At 58.1% G+C, this 25,951-nt stretch carries 27 protein-coding genes; 16 read left to right on the top strand and 11 right to left on the bottom strand.

From position 1 onward, the window contains the following. The first annotated feature begins 3 nt into the window (after positions 1-3). Both recR and def read left to right on the top strand, forming a co-directional pair. Positions 4-600 carry a recombination mediator RecR gene (recR, locus tag EUU25_RS07810; protein ID WP_158899844.1) on the top strand — a complete coding sequence of 199 codons (597 nt, stop codon included), beginning with the start codon at positions 4-6 and terminating at the stop codon, positions 598-600. Positions 601-645: 45 nt separating this feature from the next. Further along, a complete protein-coding gene (gene def / locus EUU25_RS07805; RefSeq protein ID WP_158899842.1) occupies positions 646-1,200 on the top strand; it encodes a peptide deformylase in 555 nt (184 codons plus the stop codon). 16 nt (positions 1,201-1,216) lie between these two features. Here def and EUU25_RS07800 read toward each other — a convergent pair whose 3' ends face one another. After that, a complete protein-coding gene (locus EUU25_RS07800; protein ID WP_158899840.1) occupies positions 1,217-2,386 on the bottom strand; it encodes a penicillin-binding protein activator in 1,170 nt (389 codons plus the stop codon). 33 nt (positions 2,387-2,419) lie between these two features. Here EUU25_RS07800 and rsmI point away from each other — a divergent pair, with 33 nt between their 5' ends. From rsmI to EUU25_RS07780, 4 genes are read left to right on the top strand one after another with little or no spacing between them, the layout of a single operon-like run. Beyond that, positions 2,420-3,253 (top strand): 16S rRNA (cytidine(1402)-2'-O)-methyltransferase, encoded by an 834-nt coding sequence (gene rsmI / locus EUU25_RS07795; RefSeq protein ID WP_158899838.1) that lies wholly within the window; start codon positions 2,420-2,422, stop codon positions 3,251-3,253. Beyond that, entirely contained in the window at positions 3,250-3,600 is a 351-nt protein-coding gene (locus EUU25_RS07790; protein ID WP_158899836.1) for a YraN family protein, read from the top strand. Before rsmI ends, EUU25_RS07790 begins: the two co-directional genes overlap by 4 nt. 11 nt (positions 3,601-3,611) lie before the next feature. Continuing rightward, positions 3,612-4,568, top strand: coding sequence for a glutathione synthase (gene gshB / locus EUU25_RS07785; RefSeq protein WP_158899834.1), 957 nt, complete (start codon positions 3,612-3,614; stop codon positions 4,566-4,568). A 4-nt stretch (positions 4,569-4,572) separates the two neighbouring features. Beyond that, positions 4,573-5,169 carry a DedA family protein gene (locus EUU25_RS07780; RefSeq protein WP_158899832.1) on the top strand — a complete coding sequence of 199 codons (597 nt, stop codon included), beginning with the start codon at positions 4,573-4,575 and terminating at the stop codon, positions 5,167-5,169. Between the two features lie 29 nt (positions 5,170-5,198). Here EUU25_RS07780 and EUU25_RS07775 read toward each other — a convergent pair whose 3' ends face one another. From EUU25_RS07775 to rph, 4 genes are read right to left on the bottom strand one after another with little or no spacing between them, the layout of a single operon-like run. Next, the gene (locus EUU25_RS07775; RefSeq protein ID WP_158899830.1) at positions 5,199-6,092 is read right to left on the bottom strand and encodes a tyrosine recombinase XerC; all 894 of its coding nucleotides are present in this window, start codon (positions 6,090-6,092) and stop codon (positions 5,199-5,201) included. Positions 6,093-6,106: 14 nt separating this feature from the next. Next, positions 6,107-7,267, bottom strand: a complete 1,161-nt coding sequence (gene hemW / locus EUU25_RS07770; protein ID WP_158899828.1) for a radical SAM family heme chaperone HemW — start codon at positions 7,265-7,267, stop codon at positions 6,107-6,109. After that, complete coding sequence (rdgB, locus tag EUU25_RS07765) at positions 7,264-7,890, bottom strand: RdgB/HAM1 family non-canonical purine NTP pyrophosphatase (RefSeq protein ID WP_158899826.1); 627 nt, start codon at positions 7,888-7,890, stop codon at positions 7,264-7,266. Before rdgB ends, hemW begins: the two co-directional genes overlap by 4 nt. A 4-nt stretch (positions 7,891-7,894) precedes the next feature. Next, complete coding sequence (rph, locus tag EUU25_RS07760; RefSeq protein ID WP_158899824.1) at positions 7,895-8,608, bottom strand: ribonuclease PH; 714 nt, start codon at positions 8,606-8,608, stop codon at positions 7,895-7,897. An 81-nt stretch (positions 8,609-8,689) separates the two neighbouring features. Here rph and hrcA point away from each other — a divergent pair, with 81 nt between their 5' ends. Together hrcA and grpE are read left to right on the top strand one after the other, a co-directional pair. Further along, positions 8,690-9,733 (top strand): heat-inducible transcriptional repressor HrcA, encoded by a 1,044-nt coding sequence (gene hrcA / locus EUU25_RS07755; RefSeq protein WP_158903217.1) that lies wholly within the window; start codon positions 8,690-8,692, stop codon positions 9,731-9,733. Between the two features lie 112 nt (positions 9,734-9,845). Next, the gene (grpE, locus tag EUU25_RS07750) at positions 9,846-10,424 is read left to right on the top strand and encodes a nucleotide exchange factor GrpE (RefSeq protein ID WP_158899822.1); all 579 of its coding nucleotides are present in this window, start codon (positions 9,846-9,848) and stop codon (positions 10,422-10,424) included. A gap of 89 nt (positions 10,425-10,513) precedes the next feature. Here the strand turns inward: grpE and EUU25_RS07745 are convergent, their stop codons facing one another. Next, positions 10,514-10,954 carry an HNH endonuclease gene (locus EUU25_RS07745; RefSeq protein ID WP_158899820.1) on the bottom strand — a complete coding sequence of 147 codons (441 nt, stop codon included), beginning with the start codon at positions 10,952-10,954 and terminating at the stop codon, positions 10,514-10,516. Positions 10,955-11,049: 95 nt separating this feature from the next. On the opposite strand from EUU25_RS07745, the gene EUU25_RS07740 reads away from it, so the two are divergent. Next, entirely contained in the window at positions 11,050-12,447 is a 1,398-nt protein-coding gene (locus tag EUU25_RS07740) for an MATE family efflux transporter (RefSeq protein ID WP_158899818.1), read from the top strand. On the opposite strand, the gene EUU25_RS07735 is transcribed toward EUU25_RS07740, so the two are convergent. Next, entirely contained in the window at positions 12,436-12,900 is a 465-nt protein-coding gene (locus EUU25_RS07735; RefSeq protein ID WP_158899816.1) for a vgr related protein, read from the bottom strand. The two genes, EUU25_RS07740 and EUU25_RS07735, sit on opposite strands and share 12 nt — an antisense overlap. A gap of 4 nt (positions 12,901-12,904) precedes the next feature. After that, a complete protein-coding gene (locus EUU25_RS07730) occupies positions 12,905-13,375 on the bottom strand; it encodes a copper chaperone PCu(A)C (protein ID WP_158899814.1) in 471 nt (156 codons plus the stop codon). A gap of 211 nt (positions 13,376-13,586) precedes the next feature. On the opposite strand from EUU25_RS07730, the gene dnaK reads away from it, so the two are divergent. The 3 genes from dnaK to EUU25_RS07715 all read left to right on the top strand — a co-directional run bounded on the left by dnaK (position 13,587) and on the right by EUU25_RS07715 (position 17,669). Then, positions 13,587-15,497 carry a molecular chaperone DnaK gene (gene dnaK / locus EUU25_RS07725; RefSeq protein WP_158899812.1) on the top strand — a complete coding sequence of 637 codons (1,911 nt, stop codon included), beginning with the start codon at positions 13,587-13,589 and terminating at the stop codon, positions 15,495-15,497. 70 nt (positions 15,498-15,567) lie between these two features. After that, positions 15,568-16,689 carry a molecular chaperone DnaJ gene (gene dnaJ / locus EUU25_RS07720; protein ID WP_158899810.1) on the top strand — a complete coding sequence of 374 codons (1,122 nt, stop codon included), beginning with the start codon at positions 15,568-15,570 and terminating at the stop codon, positions 16,687-16,689. Between the two features lie 92 nt (positions 16,690-16,781). Further along, a complete protein-coding gene (locus EUU25_RS07715) occupies positions 16,782-17,669 on the top strand; it encodes an MBL fold metallo-hydrolase (RefSeq protein ID WP_246162958.1) in 888 nt (295 codons plus the stop codon). Here EUU25_RS07715 and EUU25_RS07710 read toward each other — a convergent pair. After that, positions 17,666-20,023 (bottom strand): patatin-like protein, encoded by a 2,358-nt coding sequence (locus EUU25_RS07710; protein ID WP_158903213.1) that lies wholly within the window; start codon positions 20,021-20,023, stop codon positions 17,666-17,668. The two genes, EUU25_RS07715 and EUU25_RS07710, sit on opposite strands and share 4 nt — an antisense overlap. Before the next feature lie 93 nt (positions 20,024-20,116). Here EUU25_RS07710 and radA point away from each other — a divergent pair, with 93 nt between their 5' ends. The 4 genes from radA (at position 20,117) to EUU25_RS07690 (ending at position 24,293) form a co-directional block, all read left to right on the top strand. Further along, on the top strand, positions 20,117-21,481 hold the full coding sequence (radA, locus tag EUU25_RS07705; RefSeq protein ID WP_158899808.1) for a DNA repair protein RadA: 1,365 nt from the start codon (positions 20,117-20,119) through the stop codon (positions 21,479-21,481). Between the two features lie 81 nt (positions 21,482-21,562). Beyond that, positions 21,563-22,081, top strand: a complete 519-nt coding sequence (locus EUU25_RS07700; RefSeq protein WP_158899806.1) for a CvpA family protein — start codon at positions 21,563-21,565, stop codon at positions 22,079-22,081. Next, positions 22,081-22,512 (top strand): iron-sulfur cluster assembly scaffold protein, encoded by a 432-nt coding sequence (locus EUU25_RS07695; RefSeq protein ID WP_158899804.1) that lies wholly within the window; start codon positions 22,081-22,083, stop codon positions 22,510-22,512. The genes EUU25_RS07700 and EUU25_RS07695 overlap by 1 nt, the downstream gene beginning before the upstream one ends. Beyond that, positions 22,512-24,293, top strand: coding sequence for a monovalent cation:proton antiporter-2 (CPA2) family protein (locus tag EUU25_RS07690; protein WP_158899802.1), 1,782 nt, complete (start codon positions 22,512-22,514; stop codon positions 24,291-24,293). The genes EUU25_RS07695 and EUU25_RS07690 overlap by 1 nt, the downstream gene beginning before the upstream one ends. On the opposite strand, the gene aroB is transcribed toward EUU25_RS07690, so the two are convergent. Next, positions 24,290-25,390 carry a 3-dehydroquinate synthase gene (gene aroB / locus EUU25_RS07685; RefSeq protein WP_158899800.1) on the bottom strand — a complete coding sequence of 367 codons (1,101 nt, stop codon included), beginning with the start codon at positions 25,388-25,390 and terminating at the stop codon, positions 24,290-24,292. The two genes, EUU25_RS07690 and aroB, sit on opposite strands and share 4 nt — an antisense overlap. Beyond that, entirely contained in the window at positions 25,387-25,905 is a 519-nt protein-coding gene (locus EUU25_RS07680) for a shikimate kinase (RefSeq protein WP_158899798.1), read from the bottom strand. The genes aroB and EUU25_RS07680 overlap by 4 nt, the downstream gene beginning before the upstream one ends. Positions 25,906-25,951: the final 46 nt, after the last annotated feature.

Genomic DNA, 25,951 nt, shown 5'->3' with positions numbered 1-25,951 from the left:
TGCATGGCATCGCAAGAAATAGACGCATTGGCACAGGCCCTGTCAAAATTGCCGGGTCTTGGTCCCCGTTCGGCGCGGCGTGTTGTTTTGCATCTTATGAAGAAGCGTGAAACCGTGCTGCGTCCGCTTCTGCGCGCATTGGAACAGGTGGAACAACGTCTGGTCGTCTGTGACATTTGCGGCAATATCGATACCGGAAACCCCTGCGGGATCTGCGTCGACCCACGCCGCGACACGCGCTCTATTTGCGTCGTTGAAGATGTGCCTGATCTATGGGCACTGGATCGCTCACGCCTGTTTCCCGGTAAATATCACATCCTGGGTGGCCGTCTTTCGGCTCTGGATGGCGTCCGGCCTGAGGACCTCAATATCGACGGCCTGATTGCCCGCGTCGCCGCTGGCGGCGTGGACGAAGTCGTTCTGGCTATGAATGCGACGTTGGAAGGGCAAACGACCGCGCATTATCTGGCGGAACGGTTGGAGGAATATCCCATTCGCCTGACGCAATTGGCGCATGGCGTGCCGGTCGGCGGGGAACTGGATTATCTCGATGACGGCACGCTGGCGCAAGCGTTACGGGCGCGGCGTCCAGTGGGATGACAAGAGGGCGTTGATTTCCCCCTCGGCCATGCCTATCTGCGACCCATGGCCATATTACCTATTCTTGAAGTGCCCGATCCGCGGCTGAAAACCATCTCCACACCCGTGGAAAGCTTTGATGCGGACTTGAAAAAGCTTGTCGATGACATGTTTGAAACCATGTATGCCGCGCCTGGTATCGGCCTTGCGGCTATTCAGGTCGGCGTGCCCAAGCGCCTTTTGGTCATCGATCTGCAGGACGAAGGACCCGACGGCGAAAGCATCCGCAACCCCCGCGTCTTCGTGAATCCCGAAATACTTGATCCCTCCGAAGAGTTGTCCGCCTATAATGAAGGCTGTCTGTCGGTCCCGGATCAATATGCCGAGGTGGAACGCCCGGCTAAAATCCGTGCTCGCTGGCAAGATCTGGATGGCAAAGTCCACGAAGAGACGATGGACGATTTGATGGCCACCTGTCTGCAGCACGAGATGGACCATCTCGAAGGCATTTTATTCATCGACCATCTCTCGCGCCTGAAGCGGCAGATGGTGTTGAAGAAAATCGAAAAGGCCCGCAAAATGGGTGGCAGCCACGTTCATAACGAACACTGCAACCACTAAAATCTAGGTCTTCAGCCTATTTTGCAAAGGCTGTCGGCGCGGGATCTATCGTGACGAACTTGCCCGCCTGAATTTCCTGTACCTCCAGCATGCGCTCGGTCAGCCCGTTCGCCATGAAGCGGAATGCGCCATCGACGCCAATGAATCCCTGCGGGTCGGTCAATTGCGAAACAGGAAAGGCGGTGCCGGGCCGCCAATTGCGCGCAACGCGCGCCATTAGCAGGATGGAATCGTAACCAAGGCTGGACAAACGAAGCGGTGCGCGCCCGAAACGGGTGCGGTATTTGGCGGCATATTGGTTGTAGAGCGTGTCCGAAACGCTGGCGAACCATGCGCCATACATCGTGCTGTTGCTGGCGAGCGAGCCATCAATATTCCATAAATCTGTCCCTAGAACCTTGGCATTGCGAAGGCCATTGCGGCGAAGCGCCGGAACTGTAACGAGAGCCGCTCGGCCGCTATCGGCAACCAAAACGACGTCCATTGCACCGAGCGCAGATAGCCGCTTCGTCGCTGCATCCACCGATGCCGCGCCGCCCTCAACTTCTTCTACACCCACCAAAGTGCCGCCCGCGGCCCGCACGGATTGTGTCAGGGTCGCATAGGCGCGCTGTCCATAAGTGCTTTTGGGGACGAGTGCGCCGAACCGTGAGAAGCCCTTCATCCGCGCATAGCGGACCGCACGGTCGATCGACTGGTTCGGCAGATGCCCAAGCAAGAAGACATTGCGTCCCGCAACGCCAATATCGTTGGAAAAGCTGAGGATCGGGATGTTCTTGGGACGCGCGATATTTGCAACTTCCAACACCTGATCACCGCGCAAAGGGCCAAGGATTACCTTGTTCCCGTCCGCGACAGCGCGATTGGTCGCGGCTGTGACGCCCAAATTGGTGTCGTAGGTCGTGAGCTGGATATTGGTCGATTTGGTATCCGTCAGCGCCAGCGCAGTCGCATTGGCAAGCGACAAGCCGACATCTCCATCCGGACCAGTCAGCGGCAAAAGCAGAGCCACGCGGTGCATACCGTCAAGCGGGTCGGGCGATACCACCGGCGGCGGACCTTCACCGCCACGCGGGATTGCGGCGCACGCGGCCAGAAGCACCAGCATGGCGAGCGCCAGAATCCGTTTTAGCCCGCTCGCTATGGCTTGCGGCTGCGCGCCGGTTGCTGCAATGGTTGCGCTCATGATAGGGTCCTCAGCGAATAGCTTGTATTTTTGATGTCGTTCGAGTCGGGCTTATATGTCGTTGCGACCCCCATCGGCAACCTTGCAGATATGTCACAACGGGCAATTGCTGTTCTGGATGCGGCAGAAATCGTCGCAGTAGAGGACAGCCGCGTCACTGGTAAATTGTTGCATCATCTCGGTCTCAAGAAGAAAATGCGCCGCTATAATGACCATAGCAGCACAAATGATCGCGACAGCTTGATTGCCGCCGCCCGCGACGGGGTCGTGGCTTTGGTGTCCGATGCCGGCACCCCGCTGATATCCGATCCGGGCTACAAACTTGTCCGCGCAGCACGCGAGGCAGGCGTGCCGGTTTACACCATCCCGGGCGCGAGCGCCGTGATTGCAGCTTTATCCATTTCCGGCCTTCCCACCGATCGTTTCCTTTTTTCCGGCTTTTTACCCAATAAGGCAAAGGCGCGCGCCGATGCACTTCTGGAACTGGCGCCGATCAAGGCGACGCTTGTTTTCTACGAAAGCGGACCGCGTCTTGCGGCGTCGCTCGAGACAATATCGGAAATCTACGGTGACCGCGATGTGGCGGTTGCCCGTGAATTGACCAAGAAATTTGAAGAAGTTGTGACCGGCACCGCAGCCGAGCTTGCGGCACGCTATGCTGTGCAGGATCCGAAAGGTGAAATTGTCCTCATCATCGGCCCGCCCTCAGAGGATGCAGCGACCGCCGACGCAGGTGACGTCGATGCGGCTTTGCGCGAGGCGCTGCAAAGCATGTCCGCTGCGAAAGCGGCCGGTGCCATTGCCAAGAAATTCGGGCTGGAACGGGCCGCTCTTTATGCACGGGCAACGGAGATCAAGGGCCAATGAACCGTGCCATTGCCGAAAAGCGGGGGCGCAGGGGCGAAGCGGCGGCGGCGTGGTTTCTGCGCATCCGGGGGTGGCGGATCGTCGGCGAACGCGTGAAAACGCCGCGCGGTGAAGTCGACCTGATCGCCCGCCGCGGCAAAACTGTTGCCTTTGTTGAGGTTAAAATGCGCAGCAGGGCGCTGGACCTTGCCACCGCGATCGATGCTTATCGGTTACGCCGTGTTGCGGCGGCGGCCGAAATTCTCTTGCCCAAATATGGCAAGGACACTGAAAATATGCAGATTGATGTAATATTGGTTGCACCTTGGCGATGGCCACACCATCTGCAAAACGTCTGGCACGGATAGGGACCCACAGAATGACAATCAAAGTCGCAGTCCAGATGGACCCGATGGACGGTATCAATATCCACGGCGATTCCAGTTTTGCACTGATGCTCTCCGCCCAGGCGCGGGGATATGAGATTTGGCATTATGATGTCGGGACGCTGACATTGGACGCTGATGACCGGCTCACCGCGTGGGCGCATCCGGTATATGACGTCCAACGCGTTGAGGGCGCGCATTACCGTTTTGGCGAAGCCCGGCGCATTGACCTGGGGTCGGATATCGATGTCGTTCTGATGCGGCAGGACCCGCCTTTTCACGTGGGCTATATCACGGCAACCCACCTTCTCGAGCGGATCGAGGGTGAGACTTTGGTGGTCAATAATCCGGCAAGCGTCCGCAACGCACCGGAAAAGGTGATGGTGCTGGATTATCGTCGCTTCATGCCGCCGACGTTGATTACACGTTCGACCGACGAAATCCGTGCCTTCCAGAAGGAACATGGCGCAGTGGTTATCAAACCGCTGCACGGCAATGGCGGAAAGGCAATATTCCGGGTCCCTCCTGAAGGCGACAATCTGGGCGCCTTGCTCGAAGTGTTCAACGGTACATGGCCCGAGCCCCATATGGTGCAGCCTTTCCTGCCGGACGTGGCCAAGGGCGATAAACGGATCGTGTTAATCGACGGCGTTGTGGCCGGCGCGATCAACCGGCGGCCGGGGGAGGGCGAGTTTCGGTCCAATCTGGCGGTCGGCGGCAGCGCCGAAGCGACCGGGCTGACCCCGCGCGAGCAGGAAATCTGCGCCGCTATGGGACCACGTTTGAAAGAACTGGGCCTCATTTTTGTTGGCATTGACGTGATCGGCGGTGAGTGGTTGACCGAAATCAACGTGACATCGCCCACCGGGATCGTGGCGATCGACCGATTCAACGGAACAGATTCAGCCGGGATGATCTGGGATGCCATAAAGGCCCGCTTGGGGCGCTGAAGCAATGGATGACTGGATTATCCGGCTCGTCGATCAAGGCGGCTATTGGGGCGTTGCCCTTCTCATGTTTCTGGAAACCGTATTTCCGCCTGTGCCGTCGGAAGTGATCATGACTGTGGCCGGCGTTTCTGCGTCGCGCGGGAACATGACCTTTGCAGGGGTCGTGGGTGCTGGAACGGCAGGCGCCATGCTGGGCAATTATCTCTGGTTCTGGCTGGCGATCAAATTCGGCTCCGACAGACTGCACCGCTTTGCCGACCGCTATGGCCGCTGGCTGACGCTGAACTGGAAAGAGATTGAACGGGGTCAGGAACTGTTTCGCAAGCATGGCTCGATCATCGTCCTGATCGCCCGAATGTTACCCACCTTGCGTTCACTAATCTCGATACCCGCGGGAATTTTCGGAATGTCCCATCGCCGGTTTCTCCTGTTCTCCACCATCGGTACCGCGGGCTGGAGCGCCGCACTTGCCGGGGCCGGCTATGCGCTCGGTTCCCAATTTGAAGATGTCGAAAAGATATTGGGGCCTCTGTCGACGGCGGTTATCGTGCTTATCGTGATCGGCTATGTCTGGCGGCTTATTCGCTGGAAACCCGAATAGGCGAAGGTCGGTTTGGGCTAGTCCTGTTTCTAACCCGACGCGCGGGGATGCGCGTTGAAATATTCGTCGAGCAACATCGCCGTATCCACCGCTGTATAGACTTGCGTCGACGACAGGCTGGCGTGCCCCAACAATTCCTGCAGGCTCCGCAAATCCGCGCCGCCTGCCAGTAGATGCGTCGCAAAGCTGTGGCGCAATGCGTGTGGGGTGGTCCGTTCAGACAGGCCCAATCGGCCGCGCGCGCCCTGAACCGCACGGCGGACCAAGGCGGGCGATAATGCACCGCCACGTGATCCGCGGAACAATGGCTCATCGCGCATCATAGGGTAGGGGCATAGCTCGATATAGTCTTCAATTGCGGCTTTAACCGCTTCCAACAAAGGGACAATTCGTGTCTTGTTGCGCTTTCCGGTAACCCGCAAAGTGGATCCCAAGGGCAGTATGTCGCCCATTAGTCCTGTCGCCTCACTGACCCGCAGTCCGCTTCCGTAAAGCAGCAACAAGATGGCCCAATCACGTGCGCCGACCCATCCTTCGCGCGCTGTACTCGCGGCATCTTCGGCAAGAGCGACGACATCTTCCGGGTTAACTGGGCGAGGCAGGCTGCGCTGCACACGTGGCCCCTTCAACGCTGGTAGATGGGCATCTTCACCCAAAGCAAAGCGCAGAAAATGACGGACCGCCGACAGTTCACGCGCGGTCGAACGGTTGGTCAATCCATCGACGCGGCGGTCCGCAAGAAAGGCGCGTAAATCGCCTGCGCTGATTCTGACGAGCCCGGTGCGGTCCACGGCCCCGCCCCAATGCCGTTCCAGAAACCCGCTTAAACGTTCTGCCGTGGCCTGATACGCGCGCACGCTATGTGGCGACATATGGCGGTTGTCGGTCAAAAAAGCGTGATATTCGGCGAGCAGGGATGCCATCGCGGTAAACCTTATCAGGCAGGCGCGCTTGCCTCAACCGCTACTATTTCCGGCAGGATCGCATCGAGTAGGGGCATGCCCTGCGTCGTTACGATGACGCGACTGCCTGCGCGATGGATCAGTCCCAGCTTTGCGATGCGGTCGACCGCTTCCGTATCGAGCAGCGATTCAGGGGCCATGCCCGTTTTTTGGGAGAGTCGATCGACGCAAATCCCCTCCGAAAGACGCAAGCCCATCAGCAAAGCTTCGGTCGCGCGCGATTCGGGGTCGAGCGCTTCCTCGCTTGCAAGGGCATGTCCGTTGCGGTCTATCGCAGAGATGAAATTCTCTGGTTTTTTATGGCGTTGGGTTGCGTTGTTCAGGCGCCTTCCATGTGCACCCGGACCAATGCCGATATAGTCGTCATAGCGCCAGTAGCTGAGATTATGGCGGCTTTCCGAACCGGGCCGGGCATGGTTGCTGATCTCGTAAACCGGCAATCCAGCCGCCGCCGTTAAGGATTGCGTCATGTCATAAAGCGTCGCTGCTTCGTCATTGTCGGCCGCCACAAATTGACCGGTACGAACCATTGTTTCAAACCGGGTGCCGGGCTCAATGGTCAATTGGTAGAGCGACATATGGTCAGTGCCAAAGGACAGGGCCTGGCGTAATTCGGCCTCCCACTGTTCGCCCGTCTGGTCGGGGCGGGCGTAGATCAGGTCGATATTGACGCGCGCGAAGTGCTGCTGCGCTATCGAGAGGGCATCGAGGCTTTCGGCAACGCTATGCGCGCGCCCCAGAAAAGCGAGCGCGGCGTCGTCGAGTGATTGAAGCCCCAGCGACACCCGGTTCACTCCGGCTTGCGCAAGGTCGGCGAAGCGGGCCGCTTCAACCGAGGAGGGATTGGCCTCAAGCGTTATTTCTATATCGTCGGCAAAGCTCCAATGCGCCTGTGCAGCGTCGATCAAAGCTGACACGGTAGCAGGCGGCATCAATGATGGCGTACCGCCGCCGAAGAAAATGGAGGTGAGCGGACGACCCTTAGTCAGCCCGGCTTCATGCGCCATATCCTTCAACAGAGCGGTTCGCCATGCGTCTTGATCGATGCTTTCGCGGACATGGCTGTTAAAATCGCAATAGGGGCATTTGGAAACGCAAAAAGGCCAGTGGATATAGAGGGCGAGGGGTTCGCTCAAAAGACCGCCTCTACCAGTTTGCGAAAGGCATCGGCCCGATGGCTCATCGCATGCTTTTCCGCCGGATCAAGTTCGGCAAAGGTTTCTGTCCGGCCTGACGGCACGAACACCGGATCATAGCCAAAGCCCAATGTACCGCGCGGCGGCCATGTCAGGCTGCCTTGCACGCGTCCTTCGAACACCTCTTCATGACCATCCGGCCAGACAAGCGCGAAGGTGCAGATGAAATAGGCGCTCCGGTCGGTATCCGGTCCCTGTTCGGCCAGCTTACCCTCAACCTTGCCCATCGCCATGTACCAGTCGCGCCCGGGACCACCTTCAAAGCCCTGCTTCTCCGCCCAATCCGCGGTATATACACCCGGCGCACCAGACAGCGCTGCCACGCAAAGACCACTGTCATCGGCCAAGGCAGGCAAGCCTGATCCCTGGGCCGAGGCATGGGCCTTTAACAGCGCGTTCTCGGCAAAGGTCGTGCCTGTTTCTTCCGGCTCGGGCAAGCCAAGTTCGCCCGCCGAAACCGGTTCGATGCCGAAAGGGGCAAGCAGGGCGCGGATCTCCCGCACCTTGCCTGCATTGTGGCTGGCGATAACCAGCTTTCCGGGCAGGAGTTTGCGGTGCGTCATGCTTTTACTTCACCGCGTCTGCCTGCACCGCGAATATCCGGTCGGTGCCCATACGCGCTAGACGAAGCAGACGAAGGAGGCTCTCTTCGTCATAAGTCGCGCCTTCGGCGGTTGCTTGAACCTCGGCAATCTGGCCGCCTTCGATCAGCACGAAATTGGCATCGGCATCCGCGCTCGAATCTTCGATATAGTCGAGGTCGAGGACGGGTGTGCCGTTGTAGATGCCACAGCTGATCGCCGCGACGCGGCTGTTGATCGGGTCTTCCTTGATTGCTCCCGACGCCAGCAAGCCATCAACCGCCAGCCGCAAAGCCACCCAAGCACCGGAAATCGCCGCTGTGCGCGTGCCGCCATCGGCCTGCAGCACATCGCAGTCGAGCGTGATCTGATGCTCGCCCAGCTTCTTGAGGTCGACAACTGCACGCAAGGACCGTCCGATAAGGCGCTGGATTTCCTGTGTCCGGCCGGATTGCTTGCCCTTTGCCGCTTCACGCTGACCACGGGTGTGGGTGGCGCGGGGCAGCATGGAATATTCCGCCGTCACCCAACCTTCACCCTTGCCGCGCAACCATGGCGGAAGGCGGTCTTCGACACTGGCGGTCACCAGAACGCGGGTATCGCCGAATCCGATAAGGCAGCTACCTTCGGCATGCTTGGTAAAATGGGTTTCGATTGAAATGGGACGCATTTCGTCGGGCGCACGGCCAGATGGACGCATGATAATCTCCTGATAACGGGTTGAGGGCCGCCATAGCCTCCCCCGCTTGCTTTGCAAGCGTGCTGCGCTACATCTATGGTTGTGAGCCAGACACCGATCAATGAACTGAACGACCGTACACGCACCATTTTCCGGATGGTGGTGGAAAGCTATCTAGATAGCGGCACGCCCGTGGGGTCGCGGACCATTTCGAAATTTGCCGGACTTAACCTGTCGCCGGCATCGATCCGGAACGTCATGCAGGATCTGGAAGAGGCGGGTCTGCTCGCTGCACCGCATACAAGCGCTGGCCGTATGCCGACCGAAACCGGACTGCGGCTGTTCGTGGACGGTATGATGCAAGCGGCTGAACCGTCCGCTGAAGAACGCCGCGCCATCGAATCCCAGATAACCGGGGATGGCCCGATCGAAGAGGCGCTGGCAGCGGCAACATCTGCTCTGTCTGGATTGTCCGCATGCGCAGGCGTAGTGCTGGTGCCCAAACGCGATGCCGTGTTGAAAGCTTTTAGTTTCGCCCGATTGTCAGCGACACAAGTGCTGGCGATCATGGTTGGCACGGACAATAGCGTCGAAAATCGGGTGGTCTCCATCGACCCCGCGGTCAGCGACAGCGCATTGGTCGAAGCATCCAATTATATTTCGGCGCGGCTATCGGGACTTACGCTCTCCGAAGCACTGTCCCGCCTCGACAGTGAGATCCGTGCCGAAAAAGCCGAACTGGACAATGCCAGCGAAAAGCTGGTGCGCGCCGGATTGGTGGTCTGGTCACTCGACGCCAATGACCGCCCCGTCCTGATAGTCCGGGGGCAATCGAACCTGATCGACGAGGCGGCGGCGGCCGATCTCGACCGGGTCCGGCAATTGCTGGACGAACTGGAAAGCAAGGAAGAGATTGCCCGACTGGTCGACAGCGCCCGCGAGGCGCAATCGACACGGATTTTCATCGGATCGGAGAATAATCTTTTCTCGCTTTCGGGGTCCTCGGTCATCGCGGCGCCCTATCGCGAAGCGGGCGGCAAGGTGGTCGGCGTGGTCGGGGTCATTGGGCCTACCCGTCTCAATTATGCGCGCATTGTCCCGATGGTCGATTTTACCGCCCAGGCGCTTAGCCGGCTCATGAAGTAAAATTCTGACGCACCGAAACTATTGGGGTGCTTGATGATTCCCGCCAACTACCTATATGCGCATCGCAAGACGCGGCTTTGTCCGCCGCTCAACGAACAGGTTAATGCAGGTTATGACAGATAAGAAAAACGAAGCAGCCGACAGCGCCGCCGAAAAGGAAATGGAAGGCGTTCCCGAACATTTGCGCGAAGGCGGGGATGAGCCCGCCGCGAACGCCGATGCCGAACGCATCGCGATGCTCGAAGAACAACTAGCCGCTGCCAAGCAGGACGTGCTCTATGCGCAGGCCGACACGCAAAATGTCCGCCGCCGTATGGAAAAGGAAGCCGCCGATGCGCGGGCCTATGCCGCGACTAATTTTGCGCGCGATATTCTCTCGGTTTCCGACAATCTGACCCGTGCGCTGGATGCGATCCCTGCAGAATTGCGCGAAGATGAAAAGATGAAGCCGCTGGTCACCGGATTGGAAGCAACCGGCCGCGAACTGGAAAGCGTCTTCGCCAAGAACGGCATCACGCGCATCGCCGCCATGGGCCTGCCGCTTGATCCCAATCTCCACCAGGCGATGGTCGAAATCCCGAATGCGGAAAGCGAGCCGGGCACGATCATAACCGAAATGCAGGCGGGTTATATGATCAAGGACCGGCTGTTGCGGCCTGCTTTGGTCGGGGTGGCGAAGAAGCCGGATTGAGGGTTGCTCGTTTGAAAGGTTAGACTATGCGTCGCCTTTCGACGACTTGCGCGTCCGTCAAATAACCATACGTCACAGGGACGTGATTGTCATTTAGAGGTATCGATCCGTTTTAATCGATCTTCCACTTGCGCAAGAAGAGCGGTCAGCCATTCTTTGCCAGCATCCGGATGAAAAGCCTCAATCGGCAATGCCGCCTTTTTCTGATTGCATTTACGATGGGCAATCAGCAAATTTTGGATTGCTTTGCCGCCTTCATTGGACGTCGGTTCCACATGGTCGATGGACAAGTCAGCTTCCAAAATGGCTTTTTTGCAATAGAAGCAACTTCCACCGTGAATACCAAAAGCGACCTTTAGCGCTTTTTCTGCCTTGCATTTTGGAGCGCTTGATCCTCCTACAAAATAGAGAGGAACATTGTGCTGATTAAGTTCAGCAAAAACCACTGCGCGATAAGGCATCTCCGTTAGGCATGGGCGTGCTGCATTTTCCGGACGTTCAGAAGGCTTGGTTTTTTTAGCGGCAGTCATTTGAGACGGGCTAATTGAAAGGTCTCAACGCTAAGTTAATCTGCTGTCTAGTTTTGCTAGCCGCAAGGCCCCCATTCCGCTATCCGGCCCGTCCCATGACCACCCACGCAACCTCTCCTAACCTCCCGTCCCCGTGGCGCGAAGAGTTTCGGGCGACCTTGGCGTTGGCGTGGCCGTTGGTGCTGACCAATGTGACCATGGTCCTGATCAACTCGACCGATGTTTTCCTTCTGGCGCGGCTCAGTCCGGACGCGTTGGCGGCTTCGGCTCTAGGGTCGGGCATTGTGATTGCGGTGCTGCTGTTCGGCATTGGCGTGATCACAGCGGCCTCGCCCCTGATGGCGGCAGAGATCGGGCGCAAGGCCCATTCGGTGCGCGATGTCCGCCGCACGGTGCGGCAGGCGTTCTGGGCTTCGGTCGCGGTGTGTATACCGCTCTGGCTCATTCTCTGGTTTACAGGTCCCTTCCTGATCTGGGCGGGGCAACCGGTGCGCCTTGCGGAGGACACGGGGCTTTTTGTGCGGGCCCTCCAATGGATGATCCTGCCCACGCTCGGTGTGGTTGTGCTTCGGTCGTTCATGGCGGCGCTCGAACGGCCCAATTGGGCGATGGCCGCCGGAATCGCCGCGGTGATCGTCAATGCCGTCATCAATTACGGGCTGATTTTTGGCCATTTCGGCCTGCCACGACTGGAGCTTGTTGGCGCGGGTATTGGCAGCTCGCTGACCGCGCTTTTCCAGTTCATCTTCCTAGCCGCCGTCGTCATGCGCCACCCGAAATTCCGCCGCTACCATCTGTTCGGCCGCTGGTGGCGTGCCGACTGGACCCGCTTTTTCACCATCTGGCGGCTCGGTTTTCCAATCGGACTGCATATGGGGTTTGAGGCCATGGTATTTGCCGCAGCGGTGTTCCTGATGGGCTATATCGGTACCAGTTCGGTCGCGGCGCATGCGGTTGCGATCCAGATTGCTTCGATGACCTTTATGGTCCCGATGGGGCTGGGGCAGGCGGCGACCGTTCGGGTCGGGCTGGGCTTTGGTCGCCTAGACAAGGACGCGATCCGACGCGCGGGCTGGACGGCCTATATTTTGGGCGTCGGTTTCATGTCGGCAATGGCGCTGATCATCTGGCTTTTTCCCGCAACACTCGCCGGATTTTTCCTCGATCCTGAGCTAAAGGGAAATGTGGAGGTGCTGAACCTTGCGGTTTCATTCCTGTTGGTCGCGGCTGTTTTCCAGATTGTCGACGGTGCGCAAGTGGTCGGCACCGGGATGTTGCGCGGGCTGCAGGATACGACCTGGCCCATGCTGTTTGCGGCACTCGGCTATTGGGTGATCGGCATTGGCTTTGGCTGCTGGCTCGCCTTTTACCGCGGCTGGGATGGCGCTGGGATCTGGATCGGGCTTGCGGTCGGTCTCGGCATTGTCGCAGCGCTCGTGCTGACCCGCTGGTTGATGCGCGAACGGCTCGGACTGTTGCCCTTAAAAGGGTAGAATTCCATCATATTGGGAAAGCGGCGGCGCACCTGCCACCTTTGCTCCGTTGCGCAGCAGGAATATGTGGCGCACGATCTCGGCCTGCTGCTCAATCCCGTATCGCTCTAACGTCCATCCCGGTTTCAGGCTGTAATCATATCGGGAAAAGGGATGGCGGCGAAGGGGTAGGAACACACCCTGTTGATGCTGCCAGACATGGACAAGCTCATGGATGAACAGCCCTTGTAAGCCCAGATCGCGGTCGCAAAAATCGTCGCAAAACATTTGGTTTTTCGGATGGAACCAAAGGTGCCCGTCGGGGGCCATCGTCACACGCGAGGGTTGAAACCACCACCATTTGCGGTTGTGGATACGGATTTTGTCATAATCCAGCGCATCGCCAAATACGGATTTCGCCAGTGCACGTTCGCGCACTGTCAGGGGACGGCCGGATTTATGCGGACCGAACATCCGTTTAGTTAAGCGCCTTTTTCTCGTCCGGGTCTGTGCCGTCCATTTCCTGAACGCGCGCCTTTACCAGGATGCGTTCATTATTCGAAAAAAGGAATTCGGTCTCAATCTCGCCAAGGCGGCGCGGGATCAGGTTTACGCCCCACATCATGACGTGTTTGCCACCTTTTTTGAACTCGATCTTTTCACCAGAAGGGATAAGGACCCGGTTCATCGGCTTCATGGTCACGGCGCCGGTTTTGGGGTCAACCCCTACATCGTGCATCTCGGTGCGAATGGCGGAAGGCGAGCTGACACGCAGCAAATACACGTCCGTCGGGCCGCCATAGACGTTAAAATGGTAGGAGGACGGATTGCTGTCGACAGGCGACAGTGTCAGCACGGCTTCCTTCACTTTCAATTGGGGTGTCGGGCCGCAGGAAGTCAGAAAAAGCGCTGTGGCAGCGCCGAATAGGGCTAAAACCGGCTTGTTCATGTGCGACCTCATGTGCGTCCTTTAAAAATTGTCCAAAACTGGGGCGATACATCGCTTTTTGCTTATCTAGGTGCCCCCAAGCCTTGTGCCAAGCGAATTGGCACCTATATCGCCGCAGCAAGGACAATTTTCCGACAATAAGGGTGCCTGATGGGGCCCTTACGGAAAAGTCCGGTTTATAGTTCAATATAGAATTTCGGGGTAAGTTTTTATGGCTAAAGTTATTGGTATCGACTTGGGCACGACAAACAGCTGCGTTGCGGTTATGGACGGTGGCAAGCCCAAGGTCATTGAGAATGCAGAAGGTGCGCGCACCACACCGTCGATTGTTGCCTTCGCCAAGGATGGCGAGCGTCTGATCGGGCAGCCTGCCAAGCGTCAGGCCGTAACCAATCCGGAAAGCACTGTTTTCGCAGTGAAGCGTCTGATTGGCCGTCGTTTTGACGACCCAATCACCAAGAAAGATACCGAACTGGTTCCTTACAGCATCGTCAAGGGCAAGAATGGCGACGCATGGGTCAAGGCAGGCGGCGATGATTATTCGCCTTCGCAGATTTCGGCGTTCATCCTGCAAAAGATGAAGGAAACTGCGGAAGCTTATCTGGGCGAAACCGTGACGCAGGCCGTTATCACGGTCCCTGCCTATTTCAACGACGCCCAGCGTCAGGCAACCAAGGATGCTGGCCAGATTGCCGGCCTTGAAGTGCTGCGCATCATCAACGAGCCGACCGCCGCTGCATTGGCCTACGGCCTCGACAAGGACGAAAACAAGACCATCGCGGTTTATGACCTTGGTGGTGGCACGTTCGACATTTCGATCCTCGAAGTCGGCGACGGCGTTTTCGAAGTGAAGTCGACCAACGGCGACACCTTCCTGGGCGGTGAAGATTTCGACAGCAAGCTCGTCGAATTCCTCGCGGCTGATTTCCAGAAGGCCGAAGGCATTGATCTTACCAAGGACAAGTTGGCGCTGCAGCGTTTGAAGGAATCGGCTGAAAAGGCGAAGATCGAGCTGTCTTCGACCCAGACGACTGAAGTGAACCTGCCGTTCATTACCGCTGACCAGAATGGTCCGAAGCACTTGGTGAAAACCATCACCCGTGCCGACCTTGAAAAGCTGGTCGACGACCTGATCAAGCGCACGCTGGAGCCTTGCAAGAAGGCCATTGCCGACGCCGGGATCAAGGCCGACGCGATTGACGAAGTTGTGATGGTTGGCGGTATGACCCGCATGCCCAAGGTGCGCGAAGTTGTGAAGAGCTTCTTCGGCAAGGAACCGCACACCGGCGTGAACCCTGATGAAGTCGTTGCCATGGGCGCTGCTATTCAGGCTGGCGTTTTGCAAGGCGACGTGAAGGACGTGCTGTTGCTCGACGTTACCCCGCTTTCGCTGGGTATCGAAACGCTGGGCGGCGTGTTCACCCGCATGATCGACCGTAACACAACGATCCCGACCAAGAAGAGCCAAGTCTATTCGACTGCGGAAGACAATCAGAATGCGGTGACCATCCGCGTCTTCCAGGGCGAGCGTGAAATGGCGGCCGACAACAAGTTGCTCGGCAATTTTGACCTCGTTGGCATCCCGCCCGCACCACGCGGCGTTCCGCAGGTCGAAGTGACCTTCGACATCGACGCCAACGGTCTTGTAAGTGTTACCGCGAAGGACAAGGGCACCGGCAAGGAACAGCAGATCAAGATACAGGCCTCGGGCGGTTTGTCCGATGCGGATATCGATCAGATGGTTCGTGATGCCGAAGCTTTTGCCGAAGAAGACAAGAAGCGTCGCGAAGCGGCCGAAGCCAAGAATAATGCGGAAAGCCTCGTCCACACGACCGAGAAGCAGCTTGAAGAGCATGGCAGCAAAATCGATGCCGGCCTGAAGAGCGAGATCGAAGCCGCCGTGGCCGAGACCAAGACCGCCATCGAAAGCGGCGATGCCGAAGCGATGAAGGAAAAGGCAACCGCCTTGGCCCAGATCGCCATGAAGCTTGGCGAAGCCATTTACAAAGAGGAGCAGCAAGCTTCAGCCACGTCAACAAGTGACGCTGCAGAAGATGCACCGGCCGATGAAAATGTGGTCGATGCCGAGTTCTCCGAAGTCGAAGACGACAAAAAAGACTGATTTTAAAGGAGCTTCCGGCCGTCACCTTTCGAAACGCGGGTGGCGGTCGGGACCGGGGGTTTAATCAGCTATGAGTCTCGATGTTGATTATTATGAATTGTTGCAGGTTGACCGGACGGCGGATGAAAAGACGCTGAAGACGTCCTACCGCCGCTTGGCGATGGAATGCCATCCCGATCGCAATCCGGGCTGTGACAAGTCCGAAGCCAAGTTCAAAGCCATTAGCGAAGCCTATGACGTCCTGAAGGACCCGCAAAAGCGCGCCGCTTATGACCGCTTTGGTAAAGCGGCATTTGAAAATGGCGGAATGGGCGGCGGTCAAGGTGGCGCTGGCTTTGGCGATTTTTCGGATATCTTCGAAAGCTTTTTCGGCGATGCCTTTGGCGGCCGTCAACGTGGGCCTGCGCGTGGCGCAGACTTGCGCTATGACCTCGAAATCTCGCTGGACGAAGCCTTTCATGGCAAAGAAGCCGAAATCACGATCGATGTCGCTTCGGCCTGTGGAACCTGTGAAGGGTCCGGCGCGACCCCCGGTTCTGGCAAGCGGCGGTGCAATCTGTGCGGCGGGCATGGCAAAGTGCGCGCACAACAGGGCTTTTTTGTCGTCGAACGCACATGCCCGACCTGCCATGGGCGCGGCGAAGTTATCGAAGATCCGTGCAAGGTTTGCCGTGGCGAAGGCCGGGTGGATGAACGCAAGACTATTTCGGTCACGATCCCGCCCGGTGTGGATGAGGGCACACGCATCCGCGTGGCGGGTCGCGGCGAAGCCGGCCCCAATGGTGCGGCAGCAGGTGACCTGTATATTTTTATCCACATGTCGCGGCACAAAGTATTCGAGCGCGAAGGAACCACTTTATTCTGCCGCGCCCCGATCAGCTTTACGACGGCCTCGCTAGGCGGCGAAATCCGCATTCCGGGATTGGACGGGGCCGAGCATATCATCATTGTTCCCGAAGGAATTCAGTCCGGCAAGCAATTGCGTCAGCGCGGGGCAGGCATGCCCGTGTTGCAGGGACGGGGTCGCGGTGACATGGTGGTCCAAATTGATGTCGAAACACCGACCCGCTTGACCGCACGGCAAAAGGAATTGCTGCGCGAGTTCCGGGAAACCGAAACGGGCGCCGAAAGCCCGCAGTCCGCGGGATTTTTTGACAAGCTCAAGGGCATTTGGGACGAATTGACCGACTGAGTTTGCGTTCCGGGGTGTCGAAGGCATCTCGGCGCTGGCTTTTGCTCCGCATGGTCGCTAACTTTCCCCCAACTTCATTGGGAGAGTGTATCGTGAAAAAGCTTTCGGCCATCCTGTGCGCTGCTGCAGCGCTGTCTCCAGCGGCGGTTTACGCGCAGGATATGTCAAAGGTCGAGATCAAGGCCGAACAACTGGCGCCCGGTGTGGCGGTCTTGTTCGGTGCAGGTGGCAATATCGGCGTTTCCTATGGCGAAGATGGCACCATATTGATTGATGATCAATTCGCGCCGCTAACCCCGAAAATCCAGAAGGCCATCACTGATCTGGGCGCGCAGCCCGTCAAGTTCCTGATCAACACGCATTGGCATTTCGACCATAGCGGCGGAAACGAGAATCTCGGTAAAGCCGGGGCCGTGATCATGGCGCACGACAATGTCCGTGTTCGCATGGCGGCAGGGGCAACGGTCGCCGGAAACACCGTTCCGCCTGCGCCAAAGGCTGCGTTGCCCGTCATCACCTATTCCGACGGACTGAAGCTGCATTTGAATGGTGAGGAAGTGCGTGTGGTTCATGTCCCTGCGGCCCACACCGATGGCGACTCTTTCATCCACTGGACCAAATCAAATGTCATCCACATGGGTGATCTTTTCATGTTCAAAATCAGCTTTCCCTTTGTCGATGTGGGAAGTGGTGGCGACGTTCGGGGATTTGTAACGGCCGCCGATAAGGCCCTGGCCATCGCAAACGACCAAACCAAAATCATTCCAGGTCACGGCGCAGTCGCCACCAAGGCAGATTTGCAGAATCACCGGAACATGGTCGCAACCGTCATCGCGAAAGTGGAAGCGGGAATAAAGGCCGGCAAAACGCTTGATCAGATTAAGGCGGGCAAACCGACTGAAGGTTTTGGCATCAATGCCGACGGCTTCATAACGGCCGACCGCTTTGTTGAAACCGTTTTTAACAACCTGAAAAACTAGGGCGCAGTCCCGCCCAACGCCTCGATTTCGGAACGCAGCGACCGGATTAACGGCTGGATCCGGTGCAGGCGAGGTGACTCCTCGTCTAATATTGCGCCGAACATGGCCCGTTTGAAATTGCGAATCTCGGCGTCTGGTAGCGTTAGGGATTGGGGCAGGGACGAGAGTGTTATGTCGATCAAACGCTCCGCACCATGCAGGCGGCCCCACAGATAGTCATTTTCCCGGTAGGTCCGGCTGAAAAATGCGCCGAAGTTGTTGAACTCTATCCCTTTCAGGACGTTTGCAGCGCCTCCGGTCCGGATGGCGTTGCAATCTTCGGGTGAGATGCGGTCCACTTTGACAGGATCAAATTCATCCAGACCTTCGCCTTGCAGCAGGGGCAATGTGGCAATGTCGTAAAGCGGGTAGCCGATATAGCCGAGCAGCATGATCCGGCGGTTCTCGTCGGGCATCTGCAGCAGAGCATCGCACAGCATGCGGTCGGCAAGGCGGTCGGTTTCAATAAGCTTACGCCGATCGGCCAGCGCGTCGATCAACAAGCCAGGTTCGTCGATCCCGTCCTGCACCAACTGCACAAAATCATCGCCTAGATATTCCGATGTCTCCCGTTCCAGAAACAGCGACAGGCAGGCATAGATATTGTCGTGCATCGCCTTTGTGCCAATGCCCTCGGTCCCGTAATCCGCCTCGATTTCATGTGCCAACCGGCGCGCAAGGAAGCGTAACCGACGGATACGAAATCGGATGTCGTGATCGCGGAAAAACTCGATGGATTGCTTGGTCGCGCCCACGCCTTGGTCGCCCGACATAGCTTCCAGTCCCCTGCGGCGTATCTCCTCCCAAATAGCGGCGCGCAGCTTGCGATAATGCATGGAAGGCGCATCAGGATAGGCGCGCCGGGCGATGGCGATGATGTCATCGACGACGCCCGCCATTTTGAGATGCCCGTACGCAGGATAGCTATAACCGGCGGCCAACGCGCCCTTCTGGTTGGCCGTCGCACGCCATTTCTCCAGCCGCTGCGGGGTTGGTTGCGAAAGGAACCATGTTTTCCCGAGCATTTTCTCGATCGTGTTTTCGACCTCCTGACGCAAGCTGTCAGTGATCTGGCGCATACGTTCGACGCGCTCGGTGCGGCCCTCCAATTTTTCCAGACTGTCGCGGATGGGTTGTTCGCGGGGGATATTCGACGTGGCCCCGAAAATGGTCGAGAAAAAGCCGGGGGGCTTCATGCGCATCCCGTCTTTCGCGTTCGAACCGCCGCGCTTGCCGAAGCGAAAGCTTGGCCGACCGGGTTTTGGATCGATATAAACGAAGCGGCGGTCGACTTCGCGCCGGGCGGGCCTGTTTCGCAGTGCTTCAATCGCCTGATTGAAGGGCGCGTTCGCCAACACGGAGCCGTCAATCAGCATCGTATCGGCCGCAACACCCGCCGCGAATTGCTGTGGCAATATCCGCTGCAAAAAGCTGTCGCGACCTTCCCAAACCAGATTGCGCGCCGTGATCTGGGCATCCAGCTCATGCGCGGAAAAGGGAGGAAAGGCGCCAGGAAAGCTGGCCGTTGCCCGGGCGGCAAATACCAGTTCCGGTATTGCACCAATGTCCGTACCTATGCGTCCGCGGGTCGAAAAGCTGATGGTGATGCGATGTTCCGATTCAACGACCATCGACGGGCTATTGAGCATCAGGATCTGGTCGTGCCCGGCAAAGTCGGTGACCGTCACGAACAGGTCCAGGGGCTGGTGCTGTGGCAAGAGGGTCTTGCCGGTCATGCCCTTCGCCATCGCGTCGAACGCGTCGAGCAAAAGACCTGAAAAGACCCGACCTCCAAATGGCGGCGCAAACCATCGCGCGCGCACAAACCGTGACAGCTTGGTGGCGACTTCCTCTTTTGCTTCGTCGGCGACCAGACGGTCAATCGCACCGCCTTTTCGGCGCAGGATCATCCAGGCAATCGGAATGGCCCAGAATTTTGAGAAGCGAGAGAAGGGGCGTGCGTCGGGATCGAGCAGGACTTCGACATCAGCCTTTTCCAGCCAAAGGTCGGTTAGCGGTGCCAGCGACTGCCCCGTGACAATGGCCTGTGCCAAAAACACACCGTTGATTCCGCCAGCGCTGGACCCAGCGATGATGTCGGTAAAAATACGCAATTTTGTTCCGGCAGCATCTTCGATTTTTGCCAGCAAGTCGCGATAGACTTTCTCGCTGCCGCCCAGATCATCGTCACCATCATGGTAGGCACGGCTGGCACGGATGAGATGCCAGATCTCGCGCGTTACGCCGTGCATATAAATTGCGAGACTGACCCCACCGTAACAGATCAGCGCCAGTCTTAGTTCTTTCTCCCGCATGACAGGGATGTGGCACCGGTCGGCCATGCGCGCAAGCACAGAAGCGACCGGATTGGGGCTTGAGTTCCTGTTATGTTCTGTTATTCATCCTCCATGGCAAAAGCAAAACGCAGATATGTATGTCAGGCATGCGGCTCGGAAGCCTCGCGCTGGCAAGGGCAATGCGACGATTGCGGGGAGTGGAACACACTCGCCGAGGAAGCAAGCGCGACTGTTTTTGAAATGAAGCATCACCTGCGTTCGGGTGGTCGTTCCGTAGAATTGTCGGGCCTCGATAGCGATATCAAGCTTCCCGAACGGGCGTCGACGGGCATAGCCGAATTTGACCGCGCACTGGGCGGGGGACTGGTGCCCGGTTCGGCCACATTGCTGGGCGGCGACCCGGGGATCGGAAAATCGACCTTGCTGTTGCAAGCCGCCGCCAATCTTGCGCGACGCGGTCTGTCCGTCGCTTATATTTCCGGGGAGGAGGCCGTTGATCAGGTGCGGTTGCGCGCCAGAAGGCTCGGCTTGGGCGATGCGCCCGTGCAGCTCGCATCTGCGACATCGGTGCGCGACATACTGACAACGATCAGTCAGGGCGCGCCGCCGGCATTATTGGTGATCGATTCTATCCAGACGATGCATAGCGATCTTATCGAAGGCGCGCCGGGGACAGTGAGCCAAGTGCGCGCTTCGGCGCAGGAGCTGATCCGTTTTGCAAAGGAGCGTGGTTCGGCTCTCATGCTTGTCGGTCATGTTACCAAAGACGGCACAATCGCGGGGCCCCGTGTTCTCGAACATATGGTCGATACCGTGCTCGCCTTTGAAGGTGAGCGTAGTCATCAGTACCGGATCTTGCGGGCGTCCAAAAACCGTTTTGGCGGCACCGATGAAATTGGTGTCTTTGCAATGCAGGAAGAAGGGCTGGCTGAGGTCGGTAATCCAAGTGCCCTTTTTCTCACTGATCGCGCCGAGCAGGTCACGGGCGCTACCGTATTTCCCGCGCTTGAGGGCACGCGCCCTGTTCTCGTGGAAATCCAGGCGCTCGTCGTGCGGCTATCCAGCGGTGCGACACCGCGAAGAGCGGTTGTCGGGTGGGACAGTGGGCGTTTGGCCATGATCCTTGCGGTTCTCGAGGCGCGCTGTGGCCTCAGTTTTTCCACAGCAGAAGTCTATCTAAATATCGCTGGCGGATATCGCATCTCCGACCCTGCCGCCGATCTCGCGGTTGCAGCCGCTTTGGTGTCGGCCTTATCGGAGCGGCCATTACCTTCGGATGCTGTCCTGTTTGGCGAAGTCGCCCTTTCCGGCGAAATCAGGCCGGTGGCGCATGCGGCCTTGCGCCTGAAAGAGTCGGCGAAGCTTGGCTTCAGCCGAGCTCTGGTGCCCCCATCGGTAAAGGCGCAGTCAGGGGTTTCGACGCAGGAATTCCGCACTTTGGCCCAGCTTGTGGATCATATGCTCGGACGAAACTGAGAATAGAAAAGACAAACATCGTGCGAGCAAATTTCAATCTCGCTCTTGTCTTTGCATCCTGTCACCCTTAGCAACAGCAGCATGACGGCTCTCGATATCATCGTGCTCTTTTTGCTCGGGAGCGGGGCTGTATTCGGCTTTATTCGCGGATTTGTGCAGGAAGCGCTGTCCCTAATCGCATGGATAATGATCATCGCGGCGGTACGCATTTTTCATGCGCCCGCATCCGCGGCATTGAGCGAACCGATAGGGACCGATTCCGGCGCTGCCGTCCTCGCATTCCTCGCCATTGTGATTGTCACCTATGCGCTCGGCAAATGGATCGCGAAATCGATCGGGAAAAAGTCCCGGAAATCGGTGCTCGGACCCATTGACCGCGTGCTTGGGTTCGGGTTCGGGATGCTGAAAGGCTTGATATTTTCCACGCTGATATTCCTGCTCCTCGTGATGGGCTATGAAACGCTGTTTGGCGACAAGGAACCCCGACCCGACTGGATGGTGAAATCCCGGACATATCCCTTGTTGAACGCCAGCGGGAACGCCATGTCCGAATTCGTACGTCAACAGCGCGACACTCTTGAAACCAACACGGCCGAGTGATGGACAGCGGACTCTACAATAGGGATATTTTACGGCTCGCATCTTCTTTGGTGGCTGGTGAACGTCTTGAAAATCCGGATGGCGTTGCCGAGAGCCGCTCCCCTGTCTGCGGTAGCCGAATTCACGCCGAAATCGCGATGGCGGGTGACGGAACAATCGCAGCTGTCGCGCTGCGCGCCAACGCCTGCGCCTTGGGTCAGGCCTCAGCCGCTATCGTCCGCGCGCATGCGGCAGGCTTGGACCTTCAAAGCATCGCCGAAATCCGTGACGCGGTAGAGCAAGCCTTGAAACAAAGTGCGGAAATGCCAACGAAATGGCCCGAATTGGCCTCGCTTGCACCCGCGCGGGATTATCCGTCCCGCCACGCTGCCATATTGCTGCCTTATGACGCATTACTGGCCGCCGCGGCGCAAATGAAACTGGCGAGCTGATGGAAGAATCGACCCACCATCTGGCCGCCGATGTCATGTTCGGCGGCGTCGTTCTGCTGGGCGCTGCATTGATCGCGGTTCTGATTTTCCGGCGTTTGGGCTTGGGCGCTGTCCTCGGCTATCTGGTCGCCGGGATCGCGATTGGACCGGACGGACTGGGCCTGATTGGCGAAGCCGAGACGATCCTCGCTTATTCGGAAATCGGCATCATTCTGCTGCTCTTCCTAGTGGGGCTGGAACTGTCGCCGAGCCGGCTCTGGCTGATGCGGCGGGACATATTATTGTTCGGCCCGCTGCAGGTGGCGTTGTGCGGGCTTGCGATGTTCGCCGTCATCCAACTGGTCATGCCCAGTTTCAGCTGGGAAGCCGCACTGGTTTTGGGGCTGCCGCTGGCTCTGTCTTCCACGGCCCAGGTGCTGCCCCTGTTGCAATCGAGAGGGCGCCTGAAAACAGATTATGGGGAAAAGAGCTTCTCGATCCTGCTGTTTCAGGATTTATCGATCGTCCCGCTTCTGACTATCGTGGCCGCACTCTCCCGCGCGCCAGCCGAAGAAGGCGCGGTCAGCGGATGGCTGCTGGTGGTCTACGCCCTGTTGGCGATTGTCGGGCTGGTCCTCGCGGGTCGTTATCTTCTCTCACCCTTGCTGAAACTGGTCGGAAAAATTTCGGAACGCGAATTGTTCATTGTGACCGGACTATTTACGGTTTGTGCAAGCGCGGCCGTCATGCAGATGATCGGCGTTTCCGCCGCCTTGGGTGCTTTCGTGGCGGGTGTCATGCTCGCCGAGTCTCCTTATCGGCATGAGCTGGAGGCCGATATTGACCCGTTCCGCTCAATCCTGCTGGGTCTGTTTTTCCTTGCCGTGGGAATGCTGCTCGATCTGGATGTCATCGCTGCGCAACCGGGGGTTGTGCTGGGCCTTGCCGTCGCCCTGATCCTCGTCAAAACGAGTGTGATTTTTTTGCTGGCGCGGTTTTTCGGACTCAGTGGCTCGGCATCCATCATCACGGCCTTGTTGCTCAGCCAAGGGGGCGAGTTCGGTTTCGTGCTGTTTGCCGCAGCGCAGGGGGCATTGTTGATTGAGCCAGAGGCCGCGAGCCTTTTTGGTGCGGTCGTGACGCTGTCAATGGCGGCGACCCCGTTCCTGATGATCCTCGCGGGCAAGCTTGCGTCCCGCAAGCAGGCGAGCGAAGTGCAGCTTGATGATCCGGAATTGGCGGCGCAGGCGAATGTGATTGTCGTCGGGCACGGCCGCTTCGGCCAACAGGTCGCGCAGATCATGTTTGCCGCTGGCCGAAGCGTTACGCTGATCGACATTAATCCGGAAACGATCGACATTAGCGGCGAGTTCGGGCGGAAGGTCTTTTATGGCGACGGCACGCGCATCGATCTGCTGCAACGTGCCGGAGCGGACAAGGCGTGCGCCCTATTCTTTTGCATCAACGACCGCGATCTCGATGCGGAAACGCTGACGCCTGTGCGCCAGGCATTTCCCAAGACGCGTATCTTTGCCCGCGCCTATGACCGGCGGCAAGCCATCGAGTTGATGCACGACAAAGAGATCACGATTGTGCGCGAGGTGTTTGAATCCTCGATCAGGTTGGCAGTCGAGGGTTTGAAATCCCTAGGCGTTGCCAAGCCGCAGATTGAAAAAATTGTTAGCGAGTTTCGCGTTCGCGACCGAAGCCGTCTTACCGCGCAGTTTGAAAGTGGCGACATGCACGCGGGCCAGCGGCACAGTTTCGGCGGTGATGATTCCGACGATTTTATGTACGATTAGGCTTGGCCGTCCAGAAATGTAGCAACATCGGCAAGGTCGACATCTTTCGAAAGAAAGGTCCGGCCAATGCCGCGGGCCAGCAGGAACGGCAATTTCCCGCCCGCCATTTTCTTGTCGTGGAGCATATACTCCACCAGCTTCGCACCATTGGCGGTCACGCCTGCGTCCGCTAATGTGACCGGCAGACCGGCCCTGTGCAACACATCCGCAGCCCTGTCGGCATCGTCTTGACCGCACAGGCCGAGCCGCACCGAATAGCGGAAGGCCAAGGCCATTCCCGTCGCGACAGCTTCCCCATGGAAAAGCCGATCGGAAAAACCGGTATCCGCCTCCAACGCATGCCCGAAGGTATGGCCCAGATTGAGGAGCGCGCGTGTGCCGGTCAGTTCCTTTTCATCCGCCGCGACAATGCGGGCCTTGGACGTGACCGAATGTTGTATGGCATAGCGCCGTGCCTCGGCATCACCGGCAAAGAACGCGTCCAGATGGCTGTCGCACCAGTCGAAAAATTCCTGATCATCGATCAAGCCATATTTCACCACTTCGGCGAAACCAGCGGCCAGTTGGCGGCGCGGAAGCGATTCGAGCACATCGGGATCAATGAGCACCAGCGAAGGCTGATGGAACGCACCCACCAGATTCTTCCCCGCTTTGCTGTTGATCGCGGTCTTGCCCCCGACGCTGCTGTCGACCTGCGCCAACAGAGTCGTGGGAATCTGGATGAAGGAACAGCCCCGCTTGATGATGTGGGCGGCAAATCCTGTGATGTCGCCGACAACCCCGCCTCCCAACGCAAGGATGTGGTCGCTGCGTTCAATATGTTTTTCCAACAGCCAATCGGTCAGCTTTTCGAGCTGTTCCCAGCTTTTCCCGTCTTCTCCGGCGGGCAATATGAACAATTCGGCGGCAAGATTTGCGCGCGTGAGTGACGCGAGCACGTCTGGCCATACATCGTTGGCGACATTCGCGTCGGTAACGACAAGGAAACGACCGGATCGGGCATAACCCGAAAGCTGTTGCCCGATATCCTGAAGCAGGCCGGCCTCAATCCGGATGTCATAGGGCCGGTCGGCGAGATCGACGGTGACAGTGCTCATGCAGAAATGGCTTTCAGGATATTTTCGACGGTGCGGGCGTGCGGCGACGCGTCGCTTCTGATGTGGATGTTGGCCTCGGCATAGAGCGGGTTTCGGACCCTGCCAAGTTCGGTCAGCACTTCAACCGGGTCGCGTCCTTTCAGCAGTGGCCGGTTGTTCCGCCGCGATACACGGTCCGCCAATATCTGGATATCCGCATCCAGCCATATCGAAAGCGCACGCTCGCGGATCAGCGCGCGGGTCGCATCATTGACAAAGGCACCACCGCCCGTTGCGATGATTTTGGGCTTACCTTCAATCAGGCGGGCGACGACGCGCCGTTCGCCGTCTCTAAAGTAAGCCTCGCCGAATTTTTCAAAAATCTCTGCGATCGACATGCCTGCCGCGGTTTCGATTTCCTCATCGGCATCGACAAATTCGCACCCCAGCCGCGCAGCAAGTCTTTTGCCGATGCTGGTTTTTCCGACACCCATCATGCCGACGAGCACCACAGAACGCTCCAGGGGCGTCTTCATCGCCGGTCCCGCGGTGGGGCTATTCAGATCATCATGTGAACCCATT

This window comes from Sphingorhabdus lacus (assembly GCF_009768975.1).
Classification (GTDB): Bacteria; Pseudomonadota; Alphaproteobacteria; order Sphingomonadales; family Sphingomonadaceae; genus Sphingorhabdus_B; species Sphingorhabdus_B lacus.
The sequence above is the reverse complement of the archived record's forward strand: the minus strand, read 5'-3'. Positions and strand labels throughout refer to the sequence as shown.

What these genes read in the sequence shown, in the direction of transcription:
- recR (WP_158899844.1), top strand. Translation starts at nt 4, where the DNA reads ATGGCATCGCAAGAAATAGACGCATTGGCACAGGCCCTGTCAAAATTG.
- def (WP_158899842.1), top strand. Translation starts at nt 646, where the DNA reads ATGGCCATATTACCTATTCTTGAAGTGCCCGATCCGCGGCTGAAAACC.
- EUU25_RS07800 (WP_158899840.1), bottom strand. Translation starts at nt 2,386, where the DNA reads ATGAGCGCAACCATTGCAGCAACCGGCGCGCAGCCGCAAGCCATAGCG.
- rsmI (WP_158899838.1), top strand. Translation starts at nt 2,420, where the DNA reads ATGTCGTTCGAGTCGGGCTTATATGTCGTTGCGACCCCCATCGGCAAC.
- EUU25_RS07790 (WP_158899836.1), top strand. Translation starts at nt 3,250, where the DNA reads ATGAACCGTGCCATTGCCGAAAAGCGGGGGCGCAGGGGCGAAGCGGCG.
- gshB (WP_158899834.1), top strand. Translation starts at nt 3,612, where the DNA reads ATGACAATCAAAGTCGCAGTCCAGATGGACCCGATGGACGGTATCAAT.
- EUU25_RS07780 (WP_158899832.1), top strand. Translation starts at nt 4,573, where the DNA reads ATGGATGACTGGATTATCCGGCTCGTCGATCAAGGCGGCTATTGGGGC.
- EUU25_RS07775 (WP_158899830.1), bottom strand. Translation starts at nt 6,092, where the DNA reads ATGGCATCCCTGCTCGCCGAATATCACGCTTTTTTGACCGACAACCGC.
- rdgB (WP_158899826.1), bottom strand. Translation starts at nt 7,890, where the DNA reads ATGACGCACCGCAAACTCCTGCCCGGAAAGCTGGTTATCGCCAGCCAC.
- rph (WP_158899824.1), bottom strand. Translation starts at nt 8,608, where the DNA reads ATGCGTCCATCTGGCCGTGCGCCCGACGAAATGCGTCCCATTTCAATC.
- grpE (WP_158899822.1), top strand. Translation starts at nt 9,846, where the DNA reads ATGACAGATAAGAAAAACGAAGCAGCCGACAGCGCCGCCGAAAAGGAA.
- EUU25_RS07745 (WP_158899820.1), bottom strand. Translation starts at nt 10,954, where the DNA reads ATGACTGCCGCTAAAAAAACCAAGCCTTCTGAACGTCCGGAAAATGCA.
- EUU25_RS07740 (WP_158899818.1), top strand. Translation starts at nt 11,050, where the DNA reads ATGACCACCCACGCAACCTCTCCTAACCTCCCGTCCCCGTGGCGCGAA.
- EUU25_RS07735 (WP_158899816.1), bottom strand. Translation starts at nt 12,900, where the DNA reads ATGTTCGGTCCGCATAAATCCGGCCGTCCCCTGACAGTGCGCGAACGT.
- EUU25_RS07730 (WP_158899814.1), bottom strand. Translation starts at nt 13,375, where the DNA reads ATGAACAAGCCGGTTTTAGCCCTATTCGGCGCTGCCACAGCGCTTTTT.
- dnaK (WP_158899812.1), top strand. Translation starts at nt 13,587, where the DNA reads ATGGCTAAAGTTATTGGTATCGACTTGGGCACGACAAACAGCTGCGTT.
- dnaJ (WP_158899810.1), top strand. Translation starts at nt 15,568, where the DNA reads ATGAGTCTCGATGTTGATTATTATGAATTGTTGCAGGTTGACCGGACG.
- EUU25_RS07710 (WP_158903213.1), bottom strand. Translation starts at nt 20,023, where the DNA reads ATGCGGGAGAAAGAACTAAGACTGGCGCTGATCTGTTACGGTGGGGTC.
- radA (WP_158899808.1), top strand. Translation starts at nt 20,117, where the DNA reads ATGGCAAAAGCAAAACGCAGATATGTATGTCAGGCATGCGGCTCGGAA.
- EUU25_RS07700 (WP_158899806.1), top strand. Translation starts at nt 21,563, where the DNA reads ATGACGGCTCTCGATATCATCGTGCTCTTTTTGCTCGGGAGCGGGGCT.
- EUU25_RS07695 (WP_158899804.1), top strand. Translation starts at nt 22,081, where the DNA reads ATGGACAGCGGACTCTACAATAGGGATATTTTACGGCTCGCATCTTCT.
- EUU25_RS07690 (WP_158899802.1), top strand. Translation starts at nt 22,512, where the DNA reads ATGGAAGAATCGACCCACCATCTGGCCGCCGATGTCATGTTCGGCGGC.
- aroB (WP_158899800.1), bottom strand. Translation starts at nt 25,390, where the DNA reads ATGAGCACTGTCACCGTCGATCTCGCCGACCGGCCCTATGACATCCGG.
- EUU25_RS07680 (WP_158899798.1), bottom strand. Translation starts at nt 25,905, where the DNA reads ATGAAGACGCCCCTGGAGCGTTCTGTGGTGCTCGTCGGCATGATGGGT.